9 protein-coding genes and 1 pseudogene are annotated in these 12,535 nt (G+C 70.5%); 3 read left to right on the top strand and 7 right to left on the bottom strand.

Annotated elements, in window-relative coordinates; translation table 11 throughout:
* Window positions 1–8: 8 nt before the first annotated feature.
* Window positions 9–185: a hypothetical protein gene (locus tag QHF85_RS13315; RefSeq protein WP_272417222.1), complete on the top strand. Its 177-nt coding sequence runs from the start codon at window positions 9–11 to the stop codon at window positions 183–185.
* 171 nt (window positions 186–356) lie between these two features.
* Here QHF85_RS13315 and QHF85_RS13310 read toward each other — a convergent pair whose 3' ends face one another.
* The 4 genes from QHF85_RS13310 to QHF85_RS13295 all read right to left on the bottom strand — a co-directional run bounded on the left by QHF85_RS13310 (window position 357) and on the right by QHF85_RS13295 (window position 5,277).
* On the bottom strand, window positions 357–1,436 hold the full coding sequence (locus tag QHF85_RS13310; protein WP_281327530.1) for a hypothetical protein: 1,080 nt from the start codon (window positions 1,434–1,436) through the stop codon (window positions 357–359).
* Complete coding sequence (gene tyrS, locus QHF85_RS13305) at window positions 1,384–2,613, bottom strand: tyrosine--tRNA ligase (RefSeq protein WP_281327529.1); 1,230 nt, start codon at window positions 2,611–2,613, stop codon at window positions 1,384–1,386. The genes QHF85_RS13310 and tyrS overlap by 53 nt, the downstream gene beginning before the upstream one ends.
* Window positions 2,614–2,668: 55 nt before the next feature.
* Window positions 2,669–3,019, bottom strand: coding sequence for an HU family DNA-binding protein (locus tag QHF85_RS13300; RefSeq protein ID WP_281327528.1), 351 nt, complete (start codon window positions 3,017–3,019; stop codon window positions 2,669–2,671).
* Between the two features lie 128 nt (window positions 3,020–3,147).
* Entirely contained in the window at window positions 3,148–5,277 is a 2,130-nt protein-coding gene (locus QHF85_RS13295; RefSeq protein ID WP_281327527.1) for a hypothetical protein, read from the bottom strand.
* A 590-nt stretch (window positions 5,278–5,867) separates the two neighbouring features.
* On the opposite strand from QHF85_RS13295, the gene QHF85_RS13290 reads away from it, so the two are divergent.
* A complete protein-coding gene (locus QHF85_RS13290) occupies window positions 5,868–6,713 on the top strand; it encodes a hypothetical protein (protein WP_281327526.1) in 846 nt (281 codons plus the stop codon).
* A 59-nt stretch (window positions 6,714–6,772) separates the two neighbouring features.
* Here the strand turns inward: QHF85_RS13290 and QHF85_RS13285 are convergent, their stop codons facing one another.
* From QHF85_RS13285 to QHF85_RS13275, 3 genes are read right to left on the bottom strand one after another with little or no spacing between them, the layout of a single operon-like run.
* Window positions 6,773–8,872: a hypothetical protein gene (locus QHF85_RS13285; RefSeq protein ID WP_281327525.1), complete on the bottom strand. Its 2,100-nt coding sequence runs from the start codon at window positions 8,870–8,872 to the stop codon at window positions 6,773–6,775.
* On the bottom strand, window positions 8,869–9,765 hold the full coding sequence (locus tag QHF85_RS13280) for an SUMF1/EgtB/PvdO family nonheme iron enzyme (RefSeq protein WP_281327524.1): 897 nt from the start codon (window positions 9,763–9,765) through the stop codon (window positions 8,869–8,871). The genes QHF85_RS13285 and QHF85_RS13280 overlap by 4 nt, the downstream gene beginning before the upstream one ends.
* Entirely contained in the window at window positions 9,765–11,966 is a 2,202-nt protein-coding gene (locus QHF85_RS13275) for a hypothetical protein (protein WP_281327523.1), read from the bottom strand. The genes QHF85_RS13280 and QHF85_RS13275 overlap by 1 nt, the downstream gene beginning before the upstream one ends.
* Window positions 11,967–12,150: 184 nt before the next feature.
* Here QHF85_RS13275 and QHF85_RS13270 point away from each other — a divergent pair.
* Window positions 12,151–12,535: pseudogene (locus tag QHF85_RS13270) on the top strand (hypothetical protein); the annotation flags it as partial.

Here is a 12,535-nt window from a genome sequence, read left to right as displayed (position 1 = left end):
GATCCGGAATGCCCACGTGCCGCGAGTGCGACAACGAGGTCGACGAGCTGAAGACGGTGAAGGTCGGGACCAAGAAGAAGAAAATGTGCGAGGACTGCGCCGATCGCGTCGCACAGGAAGGCGCGATCGCCGAGGAGAGCGAGGCCGTCGTGCAGGGCATGATGGGCTTCAAGGGGCGGCGCTAGAACATCGATCGGTTTACAACCGCTCGATGTTCTAGCTCTTTTGTCCCGAGGGGGACGCCTCGCGTCCCCCTCTCGGCCAGGCGGAGCCCGGCCGATTCACCCCCCGAGGCGAGCTCGCTTCGCGATCTCGCAGAGCATCGAACCGTTCGATGCTCTAGCGCCCGCCGCGCCTCACCGCATGATTTGATCGATCTCGTTCGAGGTCGCGTCCGCGAGGCCCTTCGCGAGCTTCCTCGGGTCGAGCTCGACCGCGATCGCGACGGCGTCGGGCGCGTGCGTGGGGAGCGGCGCCATCACGGGCGCGTCGAGGCCGAGCAGGTGGCCGAACGAGCCCTCGGCGAGGTCCCTCCACGCGCCCGCGAGCTCCTCGGAGGCGGCCTCGCCCGTGCGGGAGAAGTCTCCAGCGACGGCGATGGAGAGCAAGATGCCCTCGCGCGCGCTCGGCCTCGCGGCGGCGCCGATCGCGGTGGCCGCGGCGAGCAGGCCCCGGGCGCCGCGCGCGAGCTCGCCCTCGAACGGGCCGAGCGCGAACGCGCGGGCAGGCGCCGGGCCGAGGCGCTCGGCGAGCGCGCGTAGCGATGGGTCGGAGAAGGCGCGGGCCGCGCGGGCGAGCGCGCCGCGGGCGAAGAGGGAGGCGATCCGGCAAGGGCCGCGCAGGATCGAGCCCGCTTGCTGGAAGCAGATCACGTCGGGGCCGATCGCGGCAAAGGCGTGCGCGCTCGGGCCGATCTTGCCGGAGACGCGGACGAGGTCGTGACGGTCGACGGCGCGCGTGGCCGCGGTGCTCAGGCGATCACGAAAGGCGCGCTCGACGGCGCGTGGATCGCTCGTGTGGCGGAGCAGCTCGACGGTCGCGTCGCCTTCGTTCGTCGCGTAGGAGGCGACGAGGGCTTCGGGCGTTCGTCGCAGGTCGACCGCGGTGCCGTGGGCGAAGCGGTTGAAACGCGCCTCGGGGATGACGGTGCCGACGAAGGGGACGAGCCACGGGATCGACGTGATCTCCTGGGGGTTCACGAGCACGACCCAGCGCAGGCCCGCGAGCGGCAAGAGGCTGTCGAGCGAGGCGACGGCGAGCGGCGGCTCGGGCGCGGCTTCGGGCTTCGTGACGGGCGGAGGCGCCGCGCCGCAGCCGACGAGGGCGGAGGCGAGCGCGGCGAGCGCGGCGGCGAGGAAGACGCGCCGGTCCGGATCCGTGACGTCAGCCGACGACGAGATGCGCGAACTTGCGGTTCTTCGATCCGACGCGGACAAGATACCTCCGGCCCCGCTCGAGCTTCTGTTGCTCGTCGCGCACGACCTCGCCGTCGAGGTGGACGGCGCCGCTCTTGACGAGCCGGAGCCCCTCGTTCGTCGACTTCACGAGGCCCGCCAGCGACAAGGCCTTGGCGATCCAGAGCGACTCGGCCTCGGTGACGACGTTGATCTCCTCGATGTCGTCGGGCACGCCGCCTGCGGCCACGCTGCGGCGACGCTCGATCGCGGCGTCGGCGGCCGCGGCGTCGTGGAAGCGCGTCACGATCTCCTTCGCGAACGCCTCCTTCACCTCGATGATGCTGGCGTGCCCGCGATCGACGTACTCGCGCAGCTCGGTGATCTCCTGCTGCGACTTCGCCGAGAGCAGCTCCATGTATCGCCAGATCACCTGGTCGTCGACGAGCATGAGCTTCTGCAGCATCTCGAAGGCCGGCTCGCTCACGCCGACGTAGTTGTTCGCGCTCTTCGACATCTTCGCGCCGACGACCTTGCCGAGCTCGACGCGCGCGTTCGTGCCTTCGAGGATCGGCGTCGTCATGACGATCTGCGCGCGCTTGCCGTAACGCGGCATGAGGTCGCGGCCGACGAGCAGATTGAAGAGCTGATCGGTGCCGCCGAGCTCGACGTCGTTCTCCAGCACGACCGAGTCGTAGGCCTGGAGCAGCGGGTAGAGGAACTCGTGGATGTGGATCGGGATGTTGCCCTCGAAGCGCTTCGAGAAGTCGTCGCGCTCGAGCATGCGCGCGACGGTGTACTTCGCGCCGAGCTCGACGATCTCGAAGGGCGAGAGCTTGCCGAGCCACTCGGAGTTGTAGCGAACCTCGGTCTTGTCCTTGTCGAGGATCTTGAAGGCCTGCGCCTGGTAGGTCTCGGCGGCGGCGCGTACTTCTTCGCGCGTCAGGCGCGGGCGGGATTCGCTCTTGCCCGTCGGATCACCGACCATCGCCGTGAAGTCGCCGACGAGGAAGATGACCTGGTGCCCGAGCTCCTGGAACTGCCGCATCTTCTGCATGAGCACGGTGTGCCCGAGGTGCAGGTCCGGACGCGTGGGGTCGAAGCCGGCCTTGATGCGCAAAGGCCGCCCTTCCTTCAGGCGCTCTTCGAGCTCGGCGCGGACGTGGAAGTCGACGACGCCCCGGCACAACTCCGAAAGCTGACGCTCGGCGGAAAGCATGGGGGAGACTTTGCCGGACGGCGCGCGCGGCGCAAGCGTCAGGCGAGCGGGACGTTCATTCGTCCTCGTCGTCCTCGTCGTCGTCCTCGTCGTCCTCGTCGTCCTTGCCGCCGGTGATCGCGAAGGCGCGGCTCTGGTTGACGAGCTCCTTCAGCTCCTTGCCGACCTTGAAGAACGGCAGGCGCTTGGCGGGCACCGGGACGGGCTGGCCCGTGCGCGGATTGCGGCCGCTGTAGGGTTTGTACGGGCGGACCGTGAAGCTTCCAAAGCCGCGGATCTCGATGCCTTCGCCGCGCTGGAGCGCCTCGGTCATCGCATCGAAGATGCAGTTGACCACGAGCTCCGCACGAGCCTTGGTGAGCTCGCCACGTCCCGCGATCGCGTCGATGAGCTCGCTCTTCGTCATGGACACCCCTCGGCGGCCGTCACGCCGCCCCCCGTCCCTACGTCCCCCCGACTCGATGCGACGTCCGGACGGATACGACTTACGATTCCAGGAACTTAGGACACCCCTCGCATCCTGGACGCTCAGCGTCAACGACTTTCGTTCTCCAACAAATCCAACCGGTCCAGCGCGACAAGCGAACCCGCGGGATGGGGGCCGAGGCGGAGCGTGAGCGCGACGGATCGAGCGGCGCTCGGGATCGGGAAGGGCGGGAGCGTGACGCAAGGCGAGGGCGGGGCCGCGGCGGGACCGAGCTCGTGGACGTGCAGGGTGCGACCGTCGACGACGAGCGAGACGGTGACCGAGGCGGGGCCGAGGACGGCGAGGCGCGGCGCGAGGCTGTGGCCGGCGACGAAGGGCGCGGGGAGGGAGAGGGTGACAGCGCCGCCTTTCGAGGGATCCGCCGGGGACATGGCGAGCCAGCGGCGATCCGAGGCGCAGGCGTCGGTGGCCCAGGCGGGCAGGGCCCAGGCGTCCTCCTGGGCGAGCGCGGGCCAGAGGTTTTCGCCTTCGACGGTGAGCGGTGCTTGGAGGTCAAAGGAGTACGGGACGACGTGCGGCGGGGAGGGAGGCGCCTCGCCGTCGGGCGGGATGGGGAAGACGTACCGGTAGGCAGGAGGCCTCCCGTGCGCCTCCCAGGCGAAGCGGTCGAGAGCGTCACCGCGGTGACGGGCGATCGCACGGTCGTTCGAGGTCCAAGGATCGTAGGCGAGGTTGAAGCCGTGATCCGTGTCGACGAAGACGAGCGCGCGCGCGGGCAGGTTCGCGAGGCGGGCTGGCTCGAACATCGGGAGGCCGGCCTCGCGATCCCGCAGCAAGGCGTGATCGAAGCCGGCGCGGAAGGCGAAGCCGAGCGGGACGAGGGCGACGATCGCGGCGATGCGGCGTGATGCGCGGCCGAGGTCCTTCGCACGCGCGGCGAGGTGCACGGCGGCGAGCGCGGCGAGGATGTGTTCGAGCGGCAGGACGTCGGCGTAGAAGCGCGCGCCGCCGCCGGGGTAGTTGCCGTCGAAGTAGAAGGGGACGTACGCGGCGATCTGGAGGAGGACGGCGATCGGCAGGAGGCGCGCGCGCGGGAGGCGCGCGGCGAGGATCGCGCCGAAGAGGACGAGCAGCGTGAAGGGCTCGGCGTTGCCGGCGTCGACGAGGTGTTGCTTGAGACGGCGGAGCGTGGTCGCGGCGGCGGCGTAGGCGCCGTAGCCGTTCGGGAGGTTGTGCCGGACGAAGTCCCCATGCTCGCCGAGGCAACCGATCGAGGCGCCGAAGCCGTAGCGAAAGCAGCCGGGCGGGCCATCGGAGACGGCGTAGTAGAGGCGCTGCGACGAGGTGAAGAGCTCGCCGGTGGCCGCGTGTTGATGGGCGACGAGCAGGGCGAGGCCGGGGAGGGCGCCGAGGGCGAGCAGCGCGAGGGCGGTGAGGCGCGAGCTTCCGGGAGCGCGCGCGATGGTGCGGCGTGTCGTGACGACGAGGAAGGCGAGCGCGAGGAGGAGGGCGAACGCGGAGGGAGGGCGCGTCGCGGCGAGCCATCCTGCGAAGAAGCCTGCGCCGAGCGAGGGGAGAAGGGCGCGCGTCCCGGTGCCGGCTTCGAGCGCGCGCACGGCGGTGAGCGCGAGGGCGAGCGCGCTCGTGAAGCAGAGCGCGGCGAGGCCGTGCGACATGGTGTCGGCCGTGTGGTAGCGGAGCGCGGCGCAGAGGACGGAGAAGAGGGTCGCGAGGCGAGGGATCGAGAGGCGATCCGCCGCGAGGGCCGAGCCTTCGGGGATCACACGCTCGGCGAGGGCGTAGGTCGCGATCGTGAGCGCGGCGGCGAGGAGCGGGCCTACCGCGAGGGGCGCGTGGGCGAGGAAGCCGAGCGCGAGGAGCGCGGGATAACCGGGCGGAAAGAGGACGGCCGCGGTGGGCCCGTCGGGGCCGTCCGTGCGGACGAGGAAGCGGCCGAGCGTGGAGGCGACGGGCTCGTCGAGAGGGAAGGCGACGTGGCCGTTCGCGAGGGCGCGCGCTTCGAGGAAGTAGCTCGTGGCGTCGATGATGCGTGGCCCGCCGCGGAGGTAGAGCGCGACGTACGCGGCGGAGAGGGCGGCGGCCGTGAGGGACGCGAGGGCGAGGAAGAGGCGGCTCTTCGCTTGGGGTCGAACGACGCGCGGGGCGAAGGCGAGGGCGATCAGCGCGGCGAGGAGGGCGGCGATCTGCGCGGGGTCACGGGGGAGGCCGAAGCGCACGGGGGGATGTCAAGGGGGGAAGCGCGGGAGGTGCCGGGGAGGTGGACGGAGAGGGTACATCGGAAGCCGAAGGGGTGCGGAGTCTTCGCGGATGGCGGGATGCTTACGTTCCGGGGCGGGAAGAGGGGTCCGGGCGTGGTGGGAAAGGCTTGGCGCTGCGCCGGAGGGAGGTGCGGGGGTGGTGGGAAGGGCCTGGCGCTGCGCCGACGGGAGGTGCGGGCGTGTGGGGGAGGGCTTGGCGATGCGCCGACGGGAGGTCCAGGCGTGTGGGGGAGGGCTTGGCGATGCGCCAAGGGGAGGTCCGGGCGTGTGGGGGAGGGCTTGGCGCTGCGCCAAGGGGAGGTTTGGGCGTGTGGGGGAGGGCTTGGCGCTGCGCCAAGAGCGAGGTCCGCGCGGTGGGGGAGTGCTTGGCGCTCCGCCAAGAGCGAGGTCCGCGCGGTGGGGGAGCGCTTGGCGCTCCGCCAAAGGCAGGTCCGCCAAGTTCCAGGGTGAAATCCGGTGTATGTTCACGCGGAACGCCGGGAATTTGAGCTGGGCGGGGAGTTGAAGAGCTTATGGCTTCAGGCAAGGTCGAAGGGTTGGTCGCAAGGATGCTCGTTTGCGGCCTGGTCTGGGCGGGATGTGGCAGCGAGCCCGACCCGAGCAGCGGGACCACGTATACGCTCGACAAGTATTACGCGGCGCTTGCGGAGGTCGAGTGCATGAAGGCATTCGATTGCTGCGAAATGACAGAGCTCGTCGACGCCCTGGGCTTCGACCCGCCGCCCGCGACAGTGGAAGCTTGCACCGAGCAACTCTCGGCTTATTTCACCGCACAGTTGGACCCGACGAAGGCCAAGGTCGCCGCCGGCCGGCTCATCTACAGTCCAGACCACGCGGAAGCGTGCGTCGCGAAGGCAAAGGCCGCCTCGTGCGTCGATTTCTACGTGAACCGGACCCCCTCCAAGGATCCGGACTGCAAGGGAGCCATCGACCCGGGCGTGGCGCTCGGGGGTGCGTGCTTGGACCAGGGCGACTGCAAAGATGAGGGCGCGCTCTGTTTTCCCGCGGCCCTCGATGAGAGCCCGTGGACGTGCAATATGGCGCGGGGCGACGGCGAACCTTGCCTTTTCAACGAGTGCGCCCAGGGCCTGTACTGCAAATTCCCAACGAACCTATGCGCTGCGCCGGTTCCCACCGGGGCCGCGTGCGGCTACCCCGATGATTGCCAAAGCGGTATCTGCGACAACCTCGTTTGCGTCGATCCGCTGCCAATCGGCGCGAGTTGTAGCAATGGCGGTCGCTGCGTGCCCGAAGGATATTGCGATACCACCACCTCCATGTGCACCGCAGAGAAGCCGGACGGTGCCGCCTGCGACTCGGGCATGGAGTGCATGACACACCTCTGCAGTGACAAGATCTGCGGCTTCCCGCCCCCGATCTGCGACGGTCTCTGAGAGAGCGCGGAATGCGGCATGGGGCTCCCCCAAAGGCCGCTCCGCGTGCGCCCCGGCCCTCACGGCGGCGAGACGGGCACGATCTCCGTCCAGCGGAAGCCGCGCATCACGAACCTCCACGGCTTCGCCGCGCGGGACGAGGGAGGTGGCGTTGCCTTGGGCACGAGCGTGAGCTTCGCCCGCGTGCCCGGCGCAATCGCGGCGTCCTGGAGGACGAGCACGTCGAGCGCGTAGCCATCGTCCAGCACGATCTGGCTGTTGTCGCCGAGCGTGCCCGGGTAATTCGGGTACCTGCCGAGGTTCTCGAAATCGATGTCGACCGCGCAGACGTCCGGGAGATACGCCGCGTCGTAGAGCCTCGCCGCAGCCTTGCCGTGCGCCTTGATGTCGCGCGTCACCGCCTCGCCGCAGCGCACGCTCACTCCATGAATCTTCCCGTCGGGCGTGTTGGAGCGCTCCAGCACGACCCTGCCCGAAGGATCCGTCTTCAGCCCTTCGATCGACTTCCGTACGCCCGGCCAGAACCGCCTCTTTTGCTCGTCCCAGCGAGACACGAGCCCGGCGACCCGCGGATCGCTCCACCCCACGAAGGCCGCCGCATCCGTCACGCGGCGCTGCGCCTCAACAAGAGGGGAGTCGCCGAGTCCGTAATCGCGCTTCTCCGGATGCACGATCACCGGCGACTCGGCGCACGCGTCGAGGGCGTCCGCCGCGCGGTACCACGCCTTCGCGAACGCCGCCTCCACGGCGCTCCGATCGAAGAGGCGGCATTTCAAGGCCACGTGCGTCCGATCGAGGCGCGCCGCGGAGCCGACGGAGCCTGTCAGGGTGGCGCCCTCGCGCTTCAGCGCGACGGTGGCGAGGAGGTCGGAGCCGCTCAGCCAGTCCGCGTCATAAAAGGAAACCGTGACCTTGGACTTCGGGCCGAGCGAGACCAGGGGGAGCGCGAAAGGGGCGTCGCTCACCGTGGAGGTGCGGCCGTCGATCGTCACCTTCGCGAACACGTGATCGGCATCGTCCCCCGGGGTGTTGAACGCCTCGGTGTCGCATGCGAGCACGCCGCCCTCCACCTGCGCCGCGACGGGCAGGGATGCGTCGAGCGACGCGACCTTCGGCATGGGCGCATCACGGTCACCGGTCACCCAGGCGGGCCGCGCCGCGCGGCTCTCCTTCGCGGAGGCGATCCGCTCGGGGACGGGCGGCAGCTCGAGACCGATCGGCGTGAACGCGTCCGTGGGCCACGGCGCGCTCGCGACGCAGGGCGAGCCGGGGGAGTGCAGGAAGTCTTTCTCGCAAGTCCCCCTGTCCGGCACGGCGCCCGGGCCGATCGCCACGCGCGCGCCCGCGAGCTCCGCGACGGGGACGCTCGTCGCCGCACGTGCGAGCCGCTCCTCGAGCCGGCCCCCTTCAGGCAAGGGGATCGTCGCCACCGCCGACACGACCGCGCCCGAGGGTCGCCGGACATTCACGACCACGTCGAGCGAGAACGGCGCGTCCTCGTGCAGCGGGCGCCTGAGCACGAAGCGGCGATCCCAAGCGCCATTCGTAGAGCTCCCGGCGAGCGTCTTCTCGAGCAAGAGGGCGCGCGGCAACGCGGCGCGCACGATCTCCTCCGGCGGCCGCGTGTACGTCGTCTCGAAGCGCGACGTCAGCACCGTGAGCACGCCGAACGTGAGCATGTGCAAAGGCAATGGGAAATCGGCGAACTTGAGCTGCGAGTGCTCGATATCGGGCGGATAGGTCTCGCCCGTGAGCACGGTGAGCGACTTCGCGTCCTTGGGCAGGGCGAAGAGCAGCTTGTCCTCGGACCTGATGTGCGCGCGCGCCTCCACGGCGCCGAAGGCGGCGTCGCGCGAAGAGCCGCGCACGCGCAAGAAGACCCACGCGGGATCCACGGTGCGCAGGAAGTGAATGCCGGTCGTTTTTCTCAGCTCGTCCACCGGGATCGCCTCGACCGTGACCATCGGCCCGGCGGCCGCCATGGCAGCGCGCGCGACGCGCTCCCGGGTGGCGTCGTCCAGCCTAAGGGAGGGAGCGGCCACGTCGAGCGCGCCCCCGGGATCACCGGCCGCGAGGAGCTCGGCCGCGGTCTTCGTTTTCGGAGGCTCGAACGAGGCACACCCCGTGAGCAGGAGGGCGAGCGCGAGGCTTTTCCTCACCCCGCCCCCGCCACGCAGCGGAAGCCGTACCAAGGGTGTCGCTCGCTCGCGACGGGGTGGTTGTCCGCCGGGGACTGGTTGCCCATGAGCCCGTGATCGTGCCACGTGCCGCCGGTCACGCGGAACATCTTTTCGCGCGGGCACGGGAGCTCGCCTTCGGTCGAGATGCACGTGATCGGCTTCGGATCGAAGACGAACTCGGCGACGTTGCCCGCCGTGTCGTAGAGGCCGAACGGGCTGCGATCGCCGGTGTAACTCGCGACGGGGCAGGTGCCGAGGTCCACGGGGGCGGGTGGCGCGGTGCTCGTGATCGGTCCGACCACGCCGCCTTGTGTCCCTGGGACCGAGCCGCGTTGCCAGCAATGCTCGATCTTCTCCGGCTCGTCGCGGCCCCACGGATAGATGCGGTGCCGCTCGCCGAGGCGCTCTGCTTCGCTCATGCGCGCGTCGCCGAGCGCGGCCCAGTAAGCCTCGTAGATCGTCGGCAGGCGGCGGCCGCCGTTCCATTGGCAGTAGGCCTCGGCTTCGGCCGGGCTCACGCAGTTGATCGGGTGGTCGCCGCGGCCGGGCTTGCCCCAGTTGCACATCGGCTCGTCGTGCTTCGCGACGCGGCTTTCGCCCGCGGGCACGACGCACGCCTTCGCGCCGACACACGCGGCGTACCCGGAGACCGTCACCTCGGTCGCTTCGATCTGGAACGGCTGCACCGTGACGACAGAGCGGCTCGTCGCCATCGATTCGCGGAAGGAGAACGTCGCGCCGGGGATCGAGACCATACGCGCGCCGCGCGGCGAGACGGCCAGGCGTCGCGCGTTCTCCGCGTCCGTTCGGCCGCAGCCGATCATCGCGACGGCGAGGACGAGCCCGAGCGGGATCTTCGTGGTGGAGCGCATCAGCGCCCCGCCGACGGCGCGCCGTCGTCCTCCAGGATCCACGCGTGGTAGGTGATCCACTCGCCCTCGATGGGCGTGATCGCGAGCTGGAAGCGCGGCGGGAGATCGGCCGGCAGATCGATGCTGGGCTCGGTCCACGTGGGCCCGGGGCGCGCTTCGAGCTTGCCGAGGAGGCGGCCTTCGACGCGGACTTCGGCCGCGACTTGCAGGCCCGCGACGGTGCGCACGACGAGGCGGCCTCCGCGTCGCGGCGCCTTCACCATGGCGAGCTCGGGTTCGCCGTGCGGGACGATACGGCCGGCGTCGAAGAGCTCGCGGAGCTTCTGGCCGGGCTCGGGCAGGACGCGGTGCACGACGAAGCCCATGCCCGGGCGCGGGAAGTTGTAGCCGTGGGCTTTTTCGCTGACGAGATCGCCGACGTCGAGCTCGTCGATCACGCGCTCGCCTTCGCGTTGCGTGCGCGGCCAGCCGTTCCTGTCGAGCGCGCTCCAGTCGGCCTTGTAGATGACCTTCTCCGCGCCGCCGCAGATCACGTTGCCGACGACGGGCACGCCGACGAGGCGGCGGCCGAAGAGGCCGGGGAGGTCGCCCCACCACGACGGGTAGATCGCCATGTGGTCGGGTCGATCTTCGGGCGCGATGCGCTCGATGAGCTCGATCGTGGAGCCGAGGCCATTCACGCCGGCGCGCGCGAAGGGCAGGTCGTGGTAGCCGCCGAGGCCGATGATGTCGAGGCCGGGCAGGTCCGAGGCGTACATCAGCGCGCCGGCGTCGCCGACGAGCACGCGCTTCGCCTTGCGCTCGGCGAGGACCTTGCCCGCGACCACGTGCTGATCGCGGATGTTGCGGCTCGCGCGGCCGAAGAACCAGATCTGGTCGCGCATGTTCGGCGCCTGGTGGACGCCGTAGAGGACGACGACGCCGCACGCGATCGCGACCCGCAGCGCGAAGAGGCCCCGCGCGCGCCGCGTCGCTTCGAGCGCGGGCACGAGGAGCACGCCGAGGCCCATCGCCGCGAGCACGAGCAGCCACGCGACGGCGCTCATCGTGTAGCGCTCGTTTTGCCAGCGGACCTGGCCGTTCAGCGAGACCATGAGGAGCCAGGCGACGACCTGCGCCCAGAGCATGGCCGCGACGCCGCGGGTCTTCTTCGAGAAGAACGGGATGAGCGCGACGAGCGGGACGATCCAGCCCCAGGGGAGGTTTTGCCCGGGGATCCAGTCGGCGAAGTGGTGCTGGGTGTTGCGGAGGACGACGTACTTCAGGTGCGAGAGGTACTCGTCGAGCTTCTGTTCCCCGTTCATGTAGGGGTGGTTCAGCGCGAGCTTGACGATCGCGCCGGCCGCCGCCCATTCGCCGGTGAAGACGCGGTTCGCGACGGCCTGGGCCACGGCCACGATCGCGCCGGGGATCGAGGCGCGAAGGAGCGTCGCGAGCGCCGCGCGGAGGCCGAGGGGCCGGAAGGCGGCGAACGCGGCGTAGAACCCGAAGACCGCGATGCACACGACGGACTCGGGCCGCGTCGCGTAGAGCAGCGCGCCCGCGAGGCCTGCGAGGAGGCCGTTGCGGCGCACGGCGGCCGCGTCGTCGGGCTTGCTTCCGATCGCCAGGATCGGCAGCAGCATGAGCGCCCAGACGCCGAGGTGGAACGCGTTCTCCATGCCGCTGAAGAGCGACCAGTCGAGCGCGCCGAGCGAGAGGACGGCCGGCGGGACGAGGTACTTCGCGGCGCGCCCGAGCGGCGCGCACGCGCGGCCCATGGCGACGAGGAAGAACGTGGTCGAGAGGCACGCGACGAACGCCGCCCAGGCCATGAGGTCGAGGCTGCGGAAGCCGAGGAGGTAGCCGAGCGAGAGCGTGAACGGGTAGAGCAGGCTCGTGTTGCCGCTCGAGAAGCCGTTGCCCTCGGACCACTGGAAGGGAAAGCCGCGGGCCGCGGCGCGCGCGTAGTCGAAGTGGATGAAGACGTCGTCGAGCGGCGCCGACCAGCCGCCGCGCGTCTGCACGTGCATGTACCCGTAGAACACGGTGGCCGCGTAGAGGACGCAGGCCGAGGCGAAGACGGGGTAGAGCACGCGGTCGATCGCGGGCCAGCTCTCGAGGATGCGCGCGAAAAGCCCCGCGTCGTCGGCGGGGCCGCGTCGACGGGCCCCGAGGGGGGCTGCCGTTTCCGCTTCGTCTTTGTCCAGTGTGGCGGGCACGGGGGACTCTTCTTACACGATTCCCCGGCTCGGCCCACGCGAGACCTCGTCGCGACGCACGGGGCTCGTCCGAACGGGGGACCATGAATTCCAAGGGCGGGCGCGTTGACCGGCCGTTGCAGCGCCTGTAGAAAAGAACCGCGTTCGAGCGTCGTGGAAGGCGCCAACGCCGAATGGACGACCGATGCGCTGGTTCGTGGAAATCTCGTCGGCCGGGCCCGCCGCCGAACCTCCGGCAAAGCTCACCGTGGAGGCGCCGCAGTGGCAGCCCGCGCTCCAGAAGGCCCGCGCGATGCGCGGGGACGACGGGTCGCTCGGCAACTTCTCGATCGAGCTTCTCGACGACGGCTACAAGGCCGTCGATCCGGTGAAGAAGCTCCGCTACGTGGTGCGCAAAGCGCCGGACACGGCCGAGCTCTCCGCGGGCGGGCAGGCAGCCGAGCCGCCGAAGGGCCGCGCGGCCGTCACCGCGCCCCCGCGCGTCGGGGCCCTGCCCCGCGCGACGCCCGCGCCCGCAGCCGCGCCGCTGCCGAGCCACCGCGTGCATGCGAGCCGCGAAGTGGCCGCCA

The sequence above is a fragment of the Polyangium sp. 6x1 genome, from assembly GCF_029946515.1.
GTDB lineage: Bacteria > Myxococcota_A > Polyangia > Polyangiales > Polyangiaceae > Polyangium.
Note: the sequence above shows the minus strand (reverse complement) of the source record. Positions and strands in the feature narration are given on the sequence as shown.